General features: G+C 66.9%; 11 protein-coding genes. 9 read left to right on the forward strand and 2 right to left on the reverse strand.

All coding sequences use genetic code 11. The annotated features are described in order from the left end of the window. Positions 1–310 precede the first annotated feature (310 nt). Genes AC1PLU_RS16525 through AC1PLU_RS16535 form a run of 3 tightly spaced genes read left to right on the forward strand, consistent with a single transcriptional unit; the run spans position 311 to position 4,244 of the window. Positions 311–889: a (2Fe-2S)-binding protein gene (locus tag AC1PLU_RS16525; RefSeq protein WP_481106774.1), complete on the forward strand. Its 579-nt coding sequence runs from the start codon at positions 311–313 to the stop codon at positions 887–889. Beyond that, positions 862–1,950: an FAD binding domain-containing protein gene (locus tag AC1PLU_RS16530; RefSeq protein ID WP_481106775.1), complete on the forward strand. Its 1,089-nt coding sequence runs from the start codon at positions 862–864 to the stop codon at positions 1,948–1,950. The genes AC1PLU_RS16525 and AC1PLU_RS16530 overlap by 28 nt, the downstream gene beginning before the upstream one ends. After that, positions 1,947–4,244: a xanthine dehydrogenase family protein molybdopterin-binding subunit gene (locus AC1PLU_RS16535; protein ID WP_481106776.1), complete on the forward strand. Its 2,298-nt coding sequence runs from the start codon at positions 1,947–1,949 to the stop codon at positions 4,242–4,244. Before AC1PLU_RS16530 ends, AC1PLU_RS16535 begins: the two co-directional genes overlap by 4 nt. A gap of 260 nt (positions 4,245–4,504) precedes the next feature. On the opposite strand, the gene AC1PLU_RS16540 is transcribed toward AC1PLU_RS16535, so the two are convergent. Continuing rightward, the gene (locus AC1PLU_RS16540; protein WP_481093654.1) at positions 4,505–5,248 is read right to left on the reverse strand and encodes a FadR/GntR family transcriptional regulator; all 744 of its coding nucleotides are present in this window, start codon (positions 5,246–5,248) and stop codon (positions 4,505–4,507) included. 84 nt (positions 5,249–5,332) lie between these two features. After that, a complete protein-coding gene (locus tag AC1PLU_RS16545) occupies positions 5,333–8,164 on the reverse strand; it encodes a TonB-dependent receptor (RefSeq protein ID WP_481106777.1) in 2,832 nt (943 codons plus the stop codon). A gap of 313 nt (positions 8,165–8,477) precedes the next feature. Between AC1PLU_RS16545 and AC1PLU_RS16550 the strand changes: the two genes are divergently transcribed. The 6 genes from AC1PLU_RS16550 to AC1PLU_RS16575 all read left to right on the forward strand — a co-directional run bounded on the left by AC1PLU_RS16550 (position 8,478) and on the right by AC1PLU_RS16575 (position 18,928). Further along, positions 8,478–10,670: a polysaccharide lyase 6 family protein gene (locus tag AC1PLU_RS16550; protein WP_481106778.1), complete on the forward strand. Its 2,193-nt coding sequence runs from the start codon at positions 8,478–8,480 to the stop codon at positions 10,668–10,670. Further along, positions 10,667–12,910: an oligoalginate lyase gene (locus AC1PLU_RS16555; protein WP_481106779.1), complete on the forward strand. Its 2,244-nt coding sequence runs from the start codon at positions 10,667–10,669 to the stop codon at positions 12,908–12,910. Before AC1PLU_RS16550 ends, AC1PLU_RS16555 begins: the two co-directional genes overlap by 4 nt. Then, a complete protein-coding gene (locus AC1PLU_RS16560; protein WP_481106780.1) occupies positions 12,907–14,214 on the forward strand; it encodes an MFS transporter in 1,308 nt (435 codons plus the stop codon). Before AC1PLU_RS16555 ends, AC1PLU_RS16560 begins: the two co-directional genes overlap by 4 nt. A 50-nt stretch (positions 14,215–14,264) precedes the next feature. Then, positions 14,265–15,017: an SDR family NAD(P)-dependent oxidoreductase gene (locus AC1PLU_RS16565; protein WP_023903049.1), complete on the forward strand. Its 753-nt coding sequence runs from the start codon at positions 14,265–14,267 to the stop codon at positions 15,015–15,017. 20 nt (positions 15,018–15,037) lie between these two features. Then, positions 15,038–16,216, forward strand: a complete 1,179-nt coding sequence (locus AC1PLU_RS16570) for an SGNH/GDSL hydrolase family protein (RefSeq protein WP_481106781.1) — start codon at positions 15,038–15,040, stop codon at positions 16,214–16,216. A gap of 426 nt (positions 16,217–16,642) precedes the next feature. After that, positions 16,643–18,928, forward strand: a complete 2,286-nt coding sequence (locus AC1PLU_RS16575; RefSeq protein ID WP_481106782.1) for a glycoside hydrolase family 3 N-terminal domain-containing protein — start codon at positions 16,643–16,645, stop codon at positions 18,926–18,928. Positions 18,929–18,970: the final 42 nt, after the last annotated feature.

An 18,970-nucleotide genomic window follows, 5' to 3' on the forward strand; every position in this document is an offset into this window, starting at 1 on the left:
CTGGATGCACATCATGGCCGAGCGCTGCTACGGGCGACATCAACGGTGTGACCACGCTGGCGGCCACCATCATCGTCGCGCTCGCTCAACGCAGCTCTTGCTCGCGATGTCGCTTGCTCGGTTGACGCGCCGATGTGCAACGCAGCTCCAACCACGCCTGTCATCCACACAAGCGGCGTCATGCGCGGCACGCATGCGAGTGTTCCGACGTCACACACACGTGAAAGATGCATCACGTCCCTACACCACACCTTGACCGCACAGGCATCAAGGTGATGGTCCTCCTCTCAGCCATCGCCACGGGGTCCGCATGAATGCCACGCCCGCCACTGCCACTCATCTGGCGCCGGCCACCGCCACCACTGCTGCGCCGACCTACCCGGTCAACCTGCGCATCAACGGTCAGCCCTACCAATTACAGCTCGAAGCCTGGGTGAGCCTGCTCGATCTGCTGCGCGACCGGCTCGATCTCACCGGCACCAAAAAAGGCTGCGACCACGGCCAGTGCGGCGCGTGCACCGTGCTGGTGGATGGTCGCCGCATCAATAGCTGCCTCACGCTTGCGGTCATGCAGGACGGGGCCGACATCACCACGGTCGAGGGCCTGGCCGATGGCGAACAACTGCATCCGTTGCAGCGCGCATTCATCGAAAACGATGCCTTCCAGTGCGGCTATTGCACGCCTGGGCAATTGTGTTCGGCTGTCGGCCTGATCAACGAAGGCCAGGCGCACGACCGCGATCAGGTGCGCGAATTGATGAGCGGCAATCTCTGCCGTTGCGGTGCCTATCCGCAGATCACCGATGCGGTGATGGAAGTGCTGGGCAAACCCAGCGACAGCAGCGAGAGCGCCACCACACCGTGGACGCCAGGGACGGTGCCGGCATGATTCCGCTTACCTACACGCGCCCGGACAACGTCGATGGGGCGCTCACTGCACTTGCAGTGCGCAGCAGCGACCAGCATCCGGTACCTGCCGAAGCCCCCGTGCGTCTGATCGCCGGCGGCACCAATCTCACCGATCTGATGAAGCTGCAAGTGATGCGGCCCAGCCGCCTGGTCGATATCAACCGGCTGCCGCTGGACAGCATCAGCACGCAGCCCGATGGCGGACTGCGCTTGGGCGCGCTTGCGCGCAATGCCGACACCGCTTATCACCCGGAGGTGGAAACACGCTACCCCTTGCTGAGCGCCGCGATTCTGGCCGGTGCCTCGCCGCAGATCCGCAATATGGCCAGCAATGGCGGCAACCTGTTGCAGCGCACGCGCTGCGTGTACTTCTACGATCATGCCACGCCGTGCAACAAGCGCGAGCCAGGCACGGGATGCTCGGCCATCGGCGGGCTGACCAAATATCACGCCATCCTGGGTGCCAGTGCGCACTGCATCGCCACGCATCCCTCGGATATGTGCACGGCATTGGCGGCGCTGGATGCAGTCGTACATGTGCAAGGCCCTAATGGCGAACGCGATATTCCCTTTGCGCAGTTCCATCGTTTGCCGGGCGATCATCCGGAGCTGGACAGCACCCTGGCGCCGGATGAGCTGATCGTGCATATCGATCTGCCCGATGCGCAGCGCTTCGCCGCGCACAGTGCCTATCTGAAAATTCGCGAGCGCCTGTCGTATGCCTTCGCGCTGGTCTCGGTGGCCGCAGCGCTGGAGTTGGCAGAAGACGGCAGCATCCGCGAGGTGCGCGTTGCACTGGGCGGCGTGGCGCACAAGCCCTGGCGCAATCCCGAGGCCGAAGCACAGCTGGTGGGCAAGCCGGCCACGGCAGAGAGTTTCGGCAGCCTGGCCGATGCGTTGCTGCAAGGCGCGCAATCGCAGGGCGAAAACGCCTTCAAACTGCCGCTGGCCCGCCGCGCGATCGTGCGTGCCCTGGACGTCGCCCGCGAGGGCACCATCGACAACCGCGGGCGAACCAGCGCGCTGGAGGAATCGCCATGAACGCACGCAGCAACGATCTATCCAACAGCGACCTGACCCCACCGGTTGCCGACAGCGGCACCGGCTATCGCCCCACCGGCACCGGCGTCACCCGCATCGACGGGCGTGCCAAGGTCACCGGCCAGGCGCGCTATGCCGCCGAATGGCCGGTGCCGGATCTGGCCTATGGCGTGGTGGTCAACAGCAGCATCGCCAAGGGCGAGATCGTCGCCTTCCATCTCGCCGCCGCGCGTGCAGTGCCCGGCGTGCTGGAAATCGTCACCCATGAAAACCGCCCGCACATGCGCGGCATGGACCTGTTCTACAAGGACATGACCGCACCTGCCGGTTCGCCGTTCCGCCCCTTGTACGACAACAAGATCCTATACAGCGGCCAGCCGATCGCATTAGTGGTTGCCGAAACCTTCGAAGCGGCGCGCCACGCGGCGCATCTGGTGGAAGTGGAGCTGCTGCAGGACCCGCACGAAACCAACCTGATGACCAATCTGGACCGTGCGCACAAACCCAAGGCCATGAAGGCCGGTTTCTCGCCGCCGCCCAAGGACAAGGGCGAGCCGGAGACCGCGTTCGTCAATGCCGCTGTCCAGGTCCAGGCCGACTATTACAGCGGCGTGGAGCACCACAATCCGATGGAGTTGTTCGCCTCCACCGTGATCCGCGAGGACGATGGCCACTTCACCATTTACGACAAGACCCAGGGCTCGCAGAACAGCCGTTGGTATGTCTCGCATGTGTTCGGTTTGAGCAAGCGCAAGGTCACTGTGCGCAACCCGTATGTGGGCGGTGCCTTCGGCTCCGGGTTGCGCCCGCAGTATCAATTGCCGCTTGCGGTGATGGCCTCGATCCTGCTGGACCGCTCGGTGCGCGTGGTGCTGACGCGGCAACAGATGTTCACCTTCGGCCATCGCCCGGAGACATTGCAGCGGCTCAAGCTCGGTGCAGACCGCGACGGCACCTTGCGTGCGATCTGGCACGAAGCCATTGCCGAAACCTCACGCATCGAGGATTACGTCGAGGCGGTGGTCAACTGGAGCGGGCAGCTGTACGCCTGCGACAACGTGCATCTGGGCTACAACCTGGTGAGCCTGGACCAGTTCAGCCCGATGGACATGCGTGCACCCGGCGCCGCACACGGCGTGCATGCACTGGAAGTGGCGATGGACGAGCTGTCCTATGAGCTCGGCATGGATCCGCTGGCGCTGCGCCTGAAGAATTACGCCGAGGTCAATCCGGCCGACGACAAGCCTTTTTCCAGCAAGGCGCTGCGCGCGTGCTACCAGCAAGGTGCCGAGCGCTTCGGTTGGGCGCAGCGCCCGTTGCAGCCGCGCGCGCGCAAGGAAGGCAACGAATGGGTCGGCTGGGGTATGGCCACCGGGCAATGGGATGCGATGCAGATGTTTGCGCGCGCGCACGCCGTGCTGCATGCCGATGGCCGGCTGGTGGTGAGCAGTGCGGCCAGCGATATCGGCACCGGCACGTATACGGTGATGGCGATGATCGCCGCCGAAGCGCTGGGCTTGCCGTTAGAACAGGTCACCTTCCAGCTCGGCGATTCCACATTGCCGGTCGCACCGATCGAAGGCGGCTCGTCGCATGTGACCACCGTGGGTTCGGCGGTGGATGGCGCATGCGGGAAACTGCGCGCGCGGCTGCTGCGGCTGGCGCAGGCGTTACCGAATTCGCGCTTTACCAAGGCCAAGCTGGACGAGGTGGTTTTCGCCGATGGCACGCTGGCATTGCGCGCCGATGCCGGTACCACCATCGCCTTGACCGAGCTGTTGCGTGCCGCTCAGCTGGAACAGATCGAAGACAAGTTCCTGCTGCTCCCCAATGTGCTCAAGCAACGCAACTACACCCGCGCCACCCATGGCGCGGTGTTCGTGGAGGTGCGCGTGGACGAAGAGCTGGGCACGGTGCGGGTGACCCGCGTGGTCAGCGCGATTGCGGCCGGGCGCATCCTCAACCCGATCACCGCGCGCAGCCAGATCGTCGGCGGCGTGGTCTGGGGCATCGGCCAGGCATTGCACGAGCACACCCAGTCCGATCACCGTTTCGGCCGTTTCATGAATCACGATTTTGCGATGTATCACGTCTCTGCCAATGCCGACATCCATGACATCGATGTGATCTTCGCCGACGAGGACGACCGCATTGTCAGCAGCCTGGGCGCGAAGGGCGTGGGCGAAATCGGCCTGGTCGGCGTGTCGGCGGCGATCTGCAATGCGATCTTCCATGCCACCGGCAAGCGCATCCGCAGCACCCCGATGACGCCAGACAAGGTGATGGCGGACTGAGGCCTGCACTGCAGGTACCCACGCCCATCAGGCAGAGCGATCTGCCTGATGGGTGGGCGCGCCTGCAGCGTGTTGTCGCTGCAGCGTCCGCAGCGACCGCTGGCACAACAATCAGATCAGCTGCGTGTCGGTGGTGCCGAACCAGGGCAGACGGCGCGTCTAGCTTATTGGAGTACGTGTCTTTCGGAGGATCAAGCGTCAGCGGCACGAAAGTGCCGCTGGCGGTGGACGCAGCGCGTCCAACAAACCATCACATGCACTCAGGTGCGCGTTGCCGCCATGAAGTGCGCACGGTCCTGCTGGGTGCGTCGACGGATTTCCGCCAGTGCATCGCTTTCGGTCGCTTCCAGCATGGATTCGAACAGGCGCTGGAAGTGGTTGCGCATGGCCGTGCGTGCCGCTACCGGGTCGCGTTGCTGCAGTGCCTGCAGGATGGCGGTGTGCTCGTCCACGCGGGTGGCGCCGTCGTCGTGGCAGACCCGCGCGTACACCTCGCGCACGCGCGGCAATTCGTTGCGCATGCGCCAGATCAACTGCACGCAATGCGCCACCACCGGGTTGCCGCTGATGCGCGCGATCGCCAGGTGGAATGCACGGTCGTATTCGGCAGCGGCCGCATCGCTGAGCCCCGGCGCCGACAGCGCCTCGATCATGCCGCGCAGTTCGTCCAGCTCCGCATTGGTGATGTGGCTGGCCGCCAATGCGGCCGCCTCCGCCTCGATCACCGCGCGCGCGGCGGTCAGCTCGAACGCGCTGACATCCGGCAACGCGCCCTCGTCCGAGGCCAGGCGTGGCTTGACGTACACGCCCGAGCCGATCTTGATCACGATGCGGCCCTGCGCCTCCAGCGCGATCTCGGCCTCGCGCACGGTCACGCGGCTGACGCCGAAGCGCTCGGCCAACTCGCGCTCGCCTGGCAGGCGCGAGCCGACCGGGAATTCACCCGTGTCGATCAGTGCGCGGATCTTGGCGGCAACGGAGTGGTACAGGCGGTTTTCGGACATCGGCGACTCAAACCCTCAAGGTGATCGGCCCGGCACGCGGGTGCCAGAAAGGTGGCGCGGCGGAAGCCGTGCCGGTAAGCGACATTAGAACCGGTAGCGCACCCCCAAATAATAGCGTCGCCCGTAAGTGTTGTACTCACGGAAGCTGCCGGGCACCGGCATGTCGGAGATGCGCGGCTCGTTGGTCAGGTTGGACGCCTCCAGCGACACCGACAGCTGCGCATTGAAGCGGTAGCTGGCGCGCAGGTCCAGGGTGCCGCTGTCGCGCACGTAGCGGTTCTGCGCCGGGGCGCCGACGAACTTCTGGAAATACTCGGAGCGGTACTTGTAGATGGCCTGCAGGTCGACCGCGCCGATGGCGTAATACAGCTGGCCGGAAAACACGTGCCGCGACAGGCCGAAGATATTGGCCGGCGCGACGATGCCGCTGCTCACCAGGCCGGTCGCCGGATCGACCTGGTCGCCCAGGCGCAGATCCTGGGTCTTGTAGTTGGAATCGGCGTAGTTGTAGCTCAGCTTGACGCCCAGGCCGTCGAACGGCGCCGGCAGGTAGGAGAAGCGGTGGGTGCCGGTCAGCTCCAGCCCGGTGAGATCGCTTTTTTGCCGGGTGGTGACGTCCTGCACCACCCGCACCACCACCGACGTGCCGTCGATGACGAAGCGCTCGTCCACCACCGTGGGCACCGCGCCACCGGTGAACTGCTTGTAGTACAGCGCAGCACTGAGCAGGGAGTCGGCATTGGGATACCACTCCAGCGACACGTCCGCATTGGACGACAGCAGCGGCTGCGTGCGCGGGTTGCCGGTGGCGGTGATGCTGCCGATCGCCTCGCCGACGTTATTGAATTCGGCCCCCGGTTCCAGGATGAAGGTCCGCCCGGCAGACAGTGCCACCAGATCCGGACGCGCCATGGCCCGGTACAGCCCGACGCGCAGCTGGGTCTGGTCGGTGAGGCCGATGTTGGCGTTGAAGCTGGGCAGGAACACGCGGTTGGACGCGCGCACCGTCTGCGCGGCGAAGCGCCCGGTTTCCACCAGCTGGATGGTGCCGTCGGGGTTGTCGACCACGTCCAGTTCGCCGCGCAACCCCACCGAGCTCACGTCGGTGCGCACCCAGCGCACGCCCAGGTTGCCATCCAGCGGCAGCCCGAACAGCGTGCTGGCGAACTCGCCCATCACGTACAGCGCGCGGGTCTTTTCTTCCACGTCGGCGTCGGCGGTGCCGCGCGGGTCGGCGTTGCGGCCGGTGTCGTCCACGCCGGTGATGGCGCTGAACAGACAGCGACTGTCGAAGGTGGCCCACTGCTGGATGGTGTTGCCGCTGGCGCTGGAGAGAAAATCCTCCTGCGGAAACGGTTGCCGGCAGGCCAGGTTGGCGGCGCGGATCGTGGCCGCATCGGTGACATTGCGCTCGACGCGGTCGTCCAGGTCGCGGTAGGTCGCCTCGGACAGGCGCACGCCGCCCTTGATGGAGGTGAGCAGCCCGCTTTCCGGGGTGAAGGCGCCATCGAAACGCCAGGCCCGGATGGTGTGCTCGCGGCGCAACTCGTCGCGGCGCGCGCGCGCGGCCGCGCTGAAATTGTCCGGGTTGTTCAGGTCGAACGCGGGATCGACGACGATCCCCGGCACATCGCCGGCGTAGGTATAGGTGTAGTCCACGCGTTGCCCGTTGATCCCGGGCACGCGGTTGCCGTTGATGTCGGTGGCGTTGGAGCGCAGCCGCATCAGGCGGTCGATCTCGCTGCGCTCGGTGCGCGAATACGACAGGTCGGTGGACAGCATCCAGGCCGCGTTCGGGCGCCATTCCACGCGTAGCCCGCCACCGCGATACTGCTCGTCGCGCACCTTGTAGTCGGTGGAGGACTCCACCGTGCTGCTGCCGGTGTGGCCGAGCAAGGCGCCGTTGTCGCCCACCTGGCGGTTGTTGAGGTTGCGCAAGGTCTCGGAGAAATTGAGCTCGGCGCGGTCTTCGGTCACGGTGCGCTGCGAGTCCTGGTAATCCAGTGCCACATCCAGGCCGTCGAAGGGCCGCCATTGCAGCGCGGCGAAGGCCGCGTCGCGTTGATCGTGTTCGCTGATCTGGCGGTATACGCGGCTGCCGGGTGCCAGGTAATACGGCGTGCCGGCCTGCACTTGGGCCGGGGTCACGGCGGTGCAGTTGCGGCTGGCGCCCACCACCTCATTGGCGTTGCAGGCCGTCCAGGTGGAGCTGCTGCTCATCACTTCTTCCGGGTTGGTGCCCTCCAGCCGCTGCAGGCCGAGCGAGACCCCGAGTTTGCCGGCCCCGCGCAGATCGAACTGGTCCAGGTAGCTGACGGTGCCGCGCCAACCCACGCCATCGGCGTCGCGCAACTTGCTGTCGCCATCGGCATATGTCGCGCGCCCGTCCAGTTGCACGCGGCGCTTGCCGAATTCCAGCGGCCGCACGGTCTGCATGTTGACCGTGCCGGCGATGCCGCCTTCGACGAAGTCGGCGCGCTGGGTCTTGTAGATCGCCACGGTGTTGATGAGTTCGGAGGGGAACTGGTTGAAGTTCACCGAGCGGTCGCCGCTGCCGTTGCTGGCCTCGCGCCCGTTGAAGGTGGCCGAGCCCAGGAACGGCCCCAGGCCACGGATGGAAATCTCCGAGGCGCCGCCCTTTTCGCGGTGCGTGGCCGCACCGGTGATGGTCTCGATCGCCTCGCCGATCGACAGCGCCGGCAGATCGCCGATGTCCTCGGCCGACAGCACGTCGGCCACCACCGTCTGCTCGCGCTTGCTGTCGATGGACGACTGGATCGAGCTGCGGATGCCGGTGACCTTGACCTGGTCCAGCGTGGTGGGTGCTTGCTGCGGCGGCGCCTGGGCAGCATCGGTCTGCTGGGCGGCCGCTTGTGCACTCGCCAGTGCAAGGGCGCCCAGCAGCGCCTGAGCCAAGACGTTACGGCTAATTGGTATAGATGATTGGACTATTTCTAAATACCGCACAATTCCTCCTCCCAAAGGACGCCCGAAATCGAGCAATGCGGAGATTCCACGCGGATAAACTCCAAGTCAATCATTTCCTCGATTTACCTAACGAGCCACCTGATTAGGCCAATTTCGCTAGATATTTTGTGCGCACGCAGCATGACATCCGGCGTTCCACCCGTTTCAATAGCGAGCAACTGGACTACGATTTTGGTTTACGATCCAGCCTGCACTGTTACCCTCGGCCATCACCGACGCGCCAGCGTCCAGGAGCATCCCGATGCGATCCCCCGTCTCCCTTGCCTGCCTGTTGCTGCTGTGTGCGCCCGCCTGGATCGGCTCGGCCAAGGCCACCGAGTACCTGGTGCACGACCAGAGCGAGTACGCCGTGGCGGCGGCCGCACTACGTGCCGGCGATCGCATCGTGCTGGCCGATGGGCAGTGGCGGGATTTCGCCATCGTGCTGCGCGGGCAAGGCACCGCCGAGCAGCCGATCACCCTCACCGCGCAGACGCCCGGCAAGGTGATCATCAGCGGCACCTCCGACCTGCGCATGGCCGGCACCTACCTGGTGGTGTCCAACCTGGTGTTCCGCGACGGCCATAGCCCGGGCGATGCGGTGCTGTCGTACCGCATTTCCAGCAAGGAACGCGCGCGCCACAGCCGCATCACCGGGGTGGTGGTGGACGGCTTCAGCAAGCCCACCCGCAGCGATTCGGACAACTGGGTGGCGCTGTACGACAGCGACAACCGCTTCGATCACAACCAGCTGGTCGGCAAGACCAATGCCGGCCCCACCCTGGTGGTGGTGCGCGACGCCACCCAGGGCCTGGACAACCGCCATCGCATCGACCACAACTGGTTCGGGCCACGCCCCAACCTGGGCGCCAATGGCGGCGAGACGCTACGCATCGGCACCAGCAGCGATGCCGACAGCGCCTCCAACTCGGTGGTGGACAACAACTGGTTCGAAGGCTGCGACGGCGAGGTGGAGGTGGTCTCCAACAAGTCCGGCGGCAACACCTACCGTGGCAATGTATTCAAGCAATCGCGCGGCGCGCTGGTGCTGCGGCATGGCGATGGCAACCTGGTCGAGCGCAATGTGTTCTTCGGCGATGGCAAGGCCGACACCGGCGGCATCCGCGTGATCAACCGCAAGCAGACCGTGCGCCACAACTATCTGGAAAACCTGGCCGGCGATGGCTATTCGTCGGCACTGAGCATCATGTACGGGGTGCCCAACTCGCCCGCCAACCGCTACGTGCAGGTGGACCAGGCGCGCATCGAGCGCAACACCTTCGTCAGCGTCAATCAGCTGTTCTTCGGCGCCGGCATGGATGCCGAACGCACCGCCGCACCGATCAACAGCCGCTTTGCCGGCAACCTGATCGTGGCCGCGTCCGACCCGGTGCGCGTGCTGGGCGATCTCTCCGGCATTGCCTTTGCCAGCAACCTGCAAAGCCCGCTGGCATCCACCCGCCTGCCCGGCGGCGTCAACAGCCGCCAGGTGACGATGACCCGCGCCAGCACCGGCTTGCTGGTCGCCGACAACGCCAACGGCGTCGGCGCAGACCCGGCGCTGAGCTACATCGCGCGCGCGCAGGTGGGCGTGAGCTGGTACCCCAAGCAGGCGCCGCAAGCGGTGACCGACAGCGGCCGCCGCACGCGCGTGCGACCCGGCCCGGCCAGCCTGACCGACGCCGTGGCGCAGGCCGGCCCCGGCGATCGCCTGCAACTGGACGCTGGGCGCTACCAGGTCGATGACATTCTCGACGTGGACCGCCCACTGACCTTGGAAGGCCCGCCACGCGGCCGCGCACGGATCCGCTTTTCGCAACCGGCACTGTTCCAGATCGCACCCGGCGGCTCGCTCAGCCTGGCCCGGCTCGATATCGATGGCCGCGCCGCGCCCGCGCAGCCGGGCAACGCGGTCATCCGCACGATGCCCGGCACCGCCGTGGCGCAATACCAGCTCACGCTGCGCGACACGCATCTGCATCATCTGGACGCGCACCCCGGCTTCGATGTGATCGCACTCGGCAAGGGCAGCCTGGCCGACCACATCCTGCTGGACCGGCTGCTGGTCGAAGACGTCTCCGGCCGGGTGCTGTCCGCGCACGCCGAGACCGACGACCGTGGCACCTACAACGTCGAACAGGTGACGGTGCGGCAGTCGCAGTTCCACCGCGTCGCCGGGCCGGTGCTGGACCTGTATCGCGGTGGCCGCGACGAAAGCACCTTCGGCCCGGTGCTGCAGGTGAGCGACTCGCACTTCACGCAGGTCGGCCGCGCTGCGGATGCGTCGTTGCGCCTGCACGGCGTACAGCGCATTGGGCTGCGCAACAACCGCTTCGTCGACAGCGCCGCGATCCTGGCGCAGCACACCACCGGCACGCCCCACCTCATCGCCAGCGGCAACGAGTTCGTCGGCACCCCGGCGTTGCATGCCGACGCAGCGGAGCCCCTGCTATGACCCGTTCCACCCGCCTGTTGCTGCTGGTCCTGGTCGGTGCCGGCAGCGCCCTGCCCTGCATCGCCGCCCCGTTAGCTGCAGCCGAACAAGCGGCGCAGCCGCAACAGCGCGCGACCAATGACGCACCGGTGCTGGTGAGCGCCCAGCAATGGCGCGACATGGCCAGCGAAGGCGCCAGGCTGCCGTTGTTCGCCCGCGAACAGGCGCGCGCCGAAGCCAGCGTGCGCGCGGCGATGCGGGCCGGCGTGGACGTGCCGGTGCCCAGGGATCCCGGCGGCGGCGCCAGCCACGAGCAGCACAAACGCAACTACCAGACCATCCAGGCGGCCGGCGCGCTGTACCGGCTCACCGGCGATCGCGCCTACGCCGACTACGCGCGCGACGTGCTGCTGGCCTACGCACGCCTGTATCCCACGCTGGGCGCACACCCCGCCGGGCGCGGCCAGGTGCCAGGGCGGCTGTTCTGGCAGTCCTTGAACGACTCGGTGTGGCTGGTCTACGCAAGCCAGGGCTACGACGCCATCCGCGACACGCTCAGCGCGCAGGACCGCGCCACCATCGACCGCGATGTGTTCGCGCGCATGGCGCACTTCCTGTGCGACGAAAGCGCCGACAACTTCGACAAGATCCACAACCACGCCACCTGGGCGGTGGCCGCGGTCGGCATGACCGGCTATGTGCTGCGCGATCAGGCGTTGGTGGACAAGGCGCTGCGCGGCAGCAAGCGCGATGGCAAGGCCGGCTTCCTGGCGCAGGTGGACCAGTTGTTCTCGCCGGACGGCTACTACGCCGAAGGCCCGTATTACCAGCGCTATGCCTTGGCACCGTTCGTGCTGTTCGCCAACGCGATCGCGCGCAACCAGCCGCAGCAGCGCATCTTCCAGCGTCGCGACGGCGTGCTGCTCAAGGCCGTAAATAGCCTGGTGCAGAGCAGCTACGGCGGCTATTTCTTCCCGATCAACGACGCCATCCTCGACAAGGGCCTGGACACCGAAGAACTGGTGGCCGGCATCGGCATCGCCTACGCGCAGACCCACGATGCGCAGCTGCTGTCCATCGCACAACGCCAGCGCCGCGTGCTGCTCACACCCGAAGGCCTGGCCGTGGCCACCGCACTCGCGCAGGACCGCGCCCAACCGTTCGCCTTCGGCAGCGTGTTGCTGCGCGATGGCGCACAGGGCGACCAGGGCGCACTGGCGATCTTGCGCAGTGGTGGCGACGACGGCCAGGCGCTGGTGATGAAGAACACCTCGCAAGGCATGGGCCACGGCCATTTCGACAAGTTGAACTGGCTGTTCTACGACAACGGCCAGCGCGTGGTCACCGACTACGGCGCGGCGCGCTTCTTGAATGTGGAAGCCAAGGCCGGCGGCATCTATCTGCCGGAAAACACCAGTTGGGCCAAGCAGACGGTTGCGCACAACACGCTGGTGGTGAACGAGACCAGCCACTTCAACGGCGACTGGAAAGTGGGCGAGCAACATGCGCCGACGCAGCTGCTGTTCGCCAGCACTGCCGACACCCAGATCGTGTCCGCGCGCATGCAGCAGGCCTACGACGGAGTCACCTTCACCCGCACCCAGGCGCTGCTGTCGCACCCGGAGCTGCGCCTGCCGGTGGTGATCGACCTGCTGCGCGTCACCGCCAGCGCTCCGGCACGTTACGACCTGCCGCTGCACTTCAACGGGCAGATCATGCAGGTCGGCTTCACCGCAGAGCGCGCACTGACGCAACGTCCGGTGCTGGGCAAGGCCAATGGCTACCAGCATCTGTGGGTGGATGCCTCCAGCGACGCGAGCACCGACACGCGCAGCCTGAGCTGGCTGCTCGCTGGCCGTTTCTACAGCTACCGCTTCGGCAGCAGCATGCCTTCGCGTGCGTTGCTGGTGGAAAGCGGCGCCAACGACCCGAACTTCAACCTGCGCCGCGAACCGGCGCTGATCCAGCGCGTCGATGGGCAGGCCAATGTCAGCTTCTTCGGCGTGCTGGAACCGCATGGCGAATACAACGGCACCGCCGAATACGTGCATGGGGCCAACAGCCGCATCCGCGCCATCGAGCGCGTGCGCGGCGACGATGCCGAGGTGATCGTGCTCACCCTGGTCGGCGGCAAGCGCATCGCGCTGGCGGTGGCCGACGACGCCGATGCGCAACGCGCCCACCAGGTGCAGGCGGCCGGTCAGCGCTATAGCTGGCGCGGCGGCTACGCGCGCTTCGATCGTGCCGCAGGTGTGCAATGAGCACCGCCATCACCTCCACCCGCACCGGCCCTGCAGGCAAGCGCTCGGCGGTGCGCTGGCTGATCGTGGCGCTGATCGCGGTGGCCACGGTGATCAACTACATCGACCGCAACGCGCTGGCGGTGATGTGGCCGGCGATCTCGCGCGATATCGGCGCCACCAAGGAAGACTACGCGCTGCTGGTCACCATCTTCATGCTGTTCTATGCCGCCGGGCAGTTCGTGTTCGGACGGCTGTTCGACATCATCGGCACCCGGCTCGGCTTTGCCTTGTCCATCGCGGTGTGGTCACTCTCCATCGCGCTGCATGCCCTCACCCACTCCATCATGGCGTTCTCGGTAGTGCGCGCACTGCTGGGCATCAGCGAAGCCGGCGCATGGCCCGGCGCGGTCAAGGCCAATGCGGAATGGTTTCCCGCCCGCGAGCGTGCGTTGGCACAGGGCATCTTCAATGCCGGCGCCTCCATCGGCGCGATCGTCTCGGCGCCGCTGATCGCGCTGCTGTTCCTGTCGTTCGGCTGGAAGGGCACGTTCGTGCTGATCGGCATGCTCGGCATGCTCTGGTTGCTGCCGTGGCTGGTGATCTACCGCGCCGGGCCGGACCGGCATCCCTGGGTCAACGCGGCCGAGCGTGCCTTGATCCTGGATGCGCCCGAGGCCGGCAGCGCGCCGCCGCCGGCCTACCTGCCCACGCTGCGCCAGCTGATGTCGCACCGGCAAAGCTGGGGGATCGTGCTGGCGCGGTTCTTCCTGGACCCGATCTGGTGGCTGTTCGTGTCGTGGCTGCCGATCTACCTGGCCGAGACCTTCCACTTCGACATCAAGCAGATCGGCGCGTTCGCCTGGGTGCCGTTCGTCGGCGCGATGCTGGGCAGCCTGTGCGGCGGCTGGCTGTCCGGGCGCCTGATCGCGGCCGGCTGGAGCGTGGACCGCGCGCGCAAATGGACCATCACCCTGGGCGGGGCGATCATGGCGCCGGCGCTGCTCGGCGCCGTGCAGGCGGCCGACCCGCGCATGGCGGTGCTGACGATTGCCGCGGTGCTGTTCGGCTTCCAGATCGCCATCGGCAATATCCAGACCCTGCCCGGCGATCTGTTCGCCGGCAAATCGGTCGGCTCGCTGGCCGGCATCGGCGGCATGGCCGCGGTGGCCGGCACCTTGATCACCACCTGGCTGGTCCCGGTAATGACCGCGACCTCGTACGCACCGATGTTCATCCTGGTCGCCGCGCTGGTGCCGGCCTCGCTGGCCGCGCTGTGGCTGGTCACCGGCCGCATCCACCGACTCGACGCACCGGGCACCTGAGCGTGCCCGCTGCCTACTCCGCTTTCCCCACACCAACAGGACACACCCGCATGCAATTCCACGACAAGGTCGCCATCGTCACCGGCGGTGGCCGCGATATCGGCCGCGCCATCTCGCTCAAGCTGGCTGCGGCCGGCGCCAAGGTCTGCATCAACTACGCCAACGACGACGCCAGCGCGCGCGACACGCTGGCGCAACTACAGGCCGCCGGCGGCCAGGGCATCCTGCACCGCGCCGACGTCACCGACGCCACCGCCGTGGCCGGCCTGCTGACCGCCACGCGCACCGCATTCGGCCAGCACATCGACGTGCTGATCAACGTGGCCGGCGGCATGCTGGCACGCAAGCCACTGGCCGACATCGACGAGGCCTTCTTCCATCAGGTGATGGACCTCAACCTCAAATCGGTCTACCTGACCACCCAGGCAGTGGCGCCGCATATGCGCGAGGGCGGCGCGATCGTCAATTTCGCCTCGCTTGCCGGGCGCGATGGCGGCGGACCGGGCGCAGCAATCTACGCCACCGCCAAGGCGGCGGTGATGACGTTCTCGCGCGCGATGGCCAAGGAACTGGGCCCGCGCGGCATCCGCGTCAATGCACTGTGCTGCGGCATGATCTCCACCCGCTTCCACGACGACTTCACCAAGCCGGAAGTGCGGGCCTTCGTCGCCAATGCCACCCCGCTGCGACGCGAAGGCCGCCCGGACGAAGCCGCCGATGCGGCGTTGTACCTGGCATCGGATGCGGCCAGCTTCATCAATGGCGCCAACCTGGACGTCAACGGCGGCGTGTTCTTTTCCTGATCGACAACGGAGTGTTGCGCATGGCCTGGCGATGGATGATGACTGCGACACTGGGCGTCTTGCTGGCGGGCCCGGCCACTGCGCACCCGGCACCACGCTGGGTGCCGGCCTGGATCGCCTCGGCGACGCCGGACCGGCTCGACGGCGGTGCCGACACGCCGCTGCAATTTGCCGATGAAACGGTGCGCCAGGACATGCGCCTGGGCAGTGCGGCAGTGGCCTTGCGCGTGCGCATCAGCAACGAGCTGGGCACCGCACCGCTGACGATCGGTGCGGGCACCGCGCGCCTGCTCGGCGGCGCCGGGGACGCGCAACCGCTGCGCTTCGATGGCCGCGCCAGCGTGACCCTGCCGCCCGGTGGCGTGCTGCTCAGCGACCCGGTGCCGCTGCGCGCACCGGCATTGGGCGAGGTGGCGGTCAGCCTGTATTTCCCCACGCCGGCGCGTCCGGCGGTACGCCGCACCGCACTGAGGGTGATCAAGGGCCAGGCCGAGGTGCCGGACAGCAAAGCGTTGGCGTATCGCCAGAACGTCATCTCCGCCCTTTACGTCCAACCGCCGCATCCCCGCCAGACGGTGGTGGTGGCGCTGGGCGATTCGATCACCGAAGGCGCCACCGCCACGCGCGGCGCCAATGGCGATTGGCCGGCCCTGTTGGCCAGGCGGTTGGAGCAGCGTTGCCCCGGCAGCGTGGTGGTGCTCAACGCCGGCATCAGCGGCAACAAGCTGCTCGACGATGGCCGCAGCCCCAGCGCGCTGGCGCGGCTGGATCGCGACGTGCTGTCGCTGCCCGGCGTGGACCAGGTGATCCTGTTCGAAGGCATCAACGACATCCGCCACAGCGGTCCGCCGGATGCGATTCCCGGCCGCAATGCCGCCGACATGGTGCTGGGGTATCGCCAGATCGTGACCCGGCTGCAGCAACACGGCATCGCCGTGATCGGCGCCACGCTGACGCCGTTCGGCAACTCCGATCGCTACGAGCCGGTGGCGGCGGCCACACGCCAGACGCTCAACGGCTTCATCCGCGATGGGCAGGCATTCGATGCGGTGATCGACTTCGACGCAGCGCTGCGCGACCCCGCCAGGCCGGAGTGGCTGCCCGCCGCCCTGACCCGCGATTTCCTGCATCCCAACGATGCCGGTTATCAACGCATGGCCGCGTCGGTGGACTTGTCGTTGTTCTGCAAGACCCGCTGAGCATCCGGTCGCCACGCAGTGGCGCGCATGCACCAGGCTGGCTGCCACGGTGGGTGATGCGGAGAGGTACCGCGCAAAGCCTGGCGTACCAGCTGGCGAACCGTCAACGAAGGCGCCATGCCGCCGTGGCAGTTCGAGCGCCGCGCGGCGCGCAGTGCGCCGCAATGATGTTGCGATCAATCGGCATCGCAACCTTTGCGCCGCTGCATTGCTGCGGCATCGACCCCTGCCACATCGTGAGCGTGGTCGGCATCGGCGGGCTTGGCCATCCGGGCATCACGCTCGCACGCGCAACGAGGTGCATGACCGGTTCGTGATCGATCTGCAGGCCTCTGCGTTGTCACCGCGCGGAAAGCGAAAGCAGTCTGGTTACCTGCGTCGCCCATCCTGTAGCGTGCACACCCACTGCCACCCAAGAATCCTCACATGTCTCCACGCACGACGCGGCGCCAGCTGCTGGGTGGCGCCGCCGCGCTAGGCCTGCTCGCGCGCATTCCCACCGGCTGGGCGCTGCCGTCAGGGGCGGTGCGCACGCCTGCTTTCATCGACGCACTGATCGCGCGCATGAGCGTTGAAGAAAAAGCCGGCCAGCTCAGCCTGTTCAGCTCGGCGCAGCAGGATGGCAAGGCGATCGTCGCCAATCCGCTTGCACGCTCTGCCGATGGGGACGATCAGCTGGCTGCGGCCCGGGCCGGGCGGCTGACCGGGGTCTTCAATGGCTCCAACGTGCGCTGGCACCAGCAACTGCAGAAGGCAGCGCTGCAAAGCCGGCTGCGCATTCCGTTGCTGTTCGCCGCCGATGTGATCCATGGCTATACCACCGTCTTCCCCGTGCCGTTGGCCGAAGCGGCCAGCTTCGAGCCAGACCTGGCACGGCGCACGGCGCGCGCAGCGGCCATGGAGGCCAGTGCGGTCGGTCTGGACTGGACCTTCGCGCCGATGGTGGACATCGCCCGCGATGCACGCTGGGGCCGTGGCGTCGAGGGCGCTGGCGAAGACGTGCTGCTGGGGCGGCTGTTCGCACAGGCGCGGGTGCGCGGCTTCCAGGGCGATGCAGGATTGGCGAATCCCGATGCGATGGCAGCCTGTCCCAAGCATTTCGCCGCCTACGGCGCGGCAGAAGGAGGGCTGGATTACAACCGTGTGGATGTCTCCGAGCGGACGCTGCGCGAAGTCTATTTCCCGCCGTTTCAGGCCGCCTTCGCTGCGGGCGCGGTCACGACCATGGCGGCATTCAACGAACTGTCGGGCATTCCGGCAACGGCCAACGCGTGGTTGCTGGATGGCGTGCTGCGGCGGGAGTGGGACTACCCGGGCCTGGTCGTGTCCGACTTCAGCGCCGACCAGGAACTGGTTGCGCACGGCGTTGCAGCCGACGACCGCGAGGCGGCCAGGCTGGCCTTCATGGCCGGGGTGGACATCAGCATGGAAAGCGGCCTGTATCTGCGCTACCTGCCTGCCCTGGTCGCCGCAGGCGAGGTGCCGATGGCACGGCTGGATGCCTCGGTGCGCCGCGTGCTGACGTTCAAGGCGGCGTTGGGGCTGTTCGACGATCCGTTCCGGCGCATCCGGCCCAGGCTCGCGCAGTCGCGTCAGCGCCGCGCCGAGACCCTGGCGTTGGCGCGCGAAGCCGCATGCAAATCGGTGGTGTTACTGAAGAACGACGGCGAGCTGTTGCCATTGCGACGCAGCGGCCAGCGCATTGCGCTGATCGGGCCAATGGCGCGCGACTGGCTCAATCACGCCGGGCCGTGGAGCCTGTTCGATGAAGAGGACAACCGCAACACGCTGGCCGCTGCACTGTCGGGCGCGCTGGACGACCCCGATGCACTGCGCGTGGAGGACGGTTGCGGCTTCGATCAAGCGCTGCCGGGCGGCGTGCAGGCGGCAGTGGCAGCCGCAGGCAATGCCGATGTGGCGCTGCTGGCAATCGGTGAACCCTTGAGCTATTCGGGCGAGGCGCAGTCGCGCACCGAGATCAGCATTCCCGAGATACAGCAGCAATTGCTGGCGGCCGTGATCGCCACCGGCACGCCGGTCGTGGTGCTGCTGAGCACCGGCCGTGCACTCGCGCTGGAAGGGCCGGTGCTCGCATGCGCGTCGATCCTGGTCAGCTGGTTCCCGGGTTCGGAGGCGAGCGCTGCAGTGGCCGACGTCCTGTTTGGTACGCGTGCGCCATCGGGCCGCTTGCCGGTGAGCTTTCCGCACGCGGCAGGCCAGGTGCCCTACTTCTACGCACACACCTCCAGCGGCCGCCCCAATCCGCAGCCGGATGTGCTGGAGCCGTATAAAACGCACTACCGAACGGTGCCCAACACCGCACTGTTCCCCTTCGGCCACGGGTTGACCTATGGCCGCATCGAATACGGCGAGCTGCGCTTGAGCGATACGCGGATGACGGCGACCGGCAGCCTGCGCATCAGCGCGCGCATCCACAACCGCGGCACGCGCGATGCGGAAGAAGTGGCGCAGCTCTACATCCGCGACCGCAGCGCCAGCATCAGCCGCCCGGTGCGCGAGCTGAAGGATTTTCGCAAGCTTGCAGTGCCGGCAGGCGGCAGCGTGGCGGTGGAATTCGTGCTGCGCCGTGAGGATCTGTTGTTTATCGGCCAGGCCTTGCAACCAACCGTGGAGCCTGGCGTGTTCGATGTGTGGGTGGCGCCTTCTGCTGAAGCGGCGGGCGTGTCTGCACGTTTTGAATTGATGGGCTGAGCGCTAGCCGCAATCGGAATGGCTCAGCTCAGGGGATGGATG

The sequence above is a fragment of the Xanthomonas sp. NCPPB 2933 genome (assembly GCF_056725225.1).

What these genes read in the sequence shown, in the direction of transcription:
- AC1PLU_RS16575 (WP_481106782.1), top strand. Translation starts at nt 16,643, where the DNA reads ATGTCTCCACGCACGACGCGGCGCCAGCTGCTGGGTGGCGCCGCCGCG.
- AC1PLU_RS16555 (WP_481106779.1), top strand. Translation starts at nt 10,667, where the DNA reads ATGACCCGTTCCACCCGCCTGTTGCTGCTGGTCCTGGTCGGTGCCGGC.
- AC1PLU_RS16570 (WP_481106781.1), top strand. Translation starts at nt 15,038, where the DNA reads ATGGCCTGGCGATGGATGATGACTGCGACACTGGGCGTCTTGCTGGCG.
- AC1PLU_RS16560 (WP_481106780.1), top strand. Translation starts at nt 12,907, where the DNA reads ATGAGCACCGCCATCACCTCCACCCGCACCGGCCCTGCAGGCAAGCGC.
- AC1PLU_RS16540 (WP_481093654.1), bottom strand. Translation starts at nt 5,248, where the DNA reads ATGTCCGAAAACCGCCTGTACCACTCCGTTGCCGCCAAGATCCGCGCA.
- AC1PLU_RS16535 (WP_481106776.1), top strand. Translation starts at nt 1,947, where the DNA reads ATGAACGCACGCAGCAACGATCTATCCAACAGCGACCTGACCCCACCG.
- AC1PLU_RS16525 (WP_481106774.1), top strand. Translation starts at nt 311, where the DNA reads ATGAATGCCACGCCCGCCACTGCCACTCATCTGGCGCCGGCCACCGCC.
- AC1PLU_RS16565 (WP_023903049.1), top strand. Translation starts at nt 14,265, where the DNA reads ATGCAATTCCACGACAAGGTCGCCATCGTCACCGGCGGTGGCCGCGAT.
- AC1PLU_RS16550 (WP_481106778.1), top strand. Translation starts at nt 8,478, where the DNA reads ATGCGATCCCCCGTCTCCCTTGCCTGCCTGTTGCTGCTGTGTGCGCCC.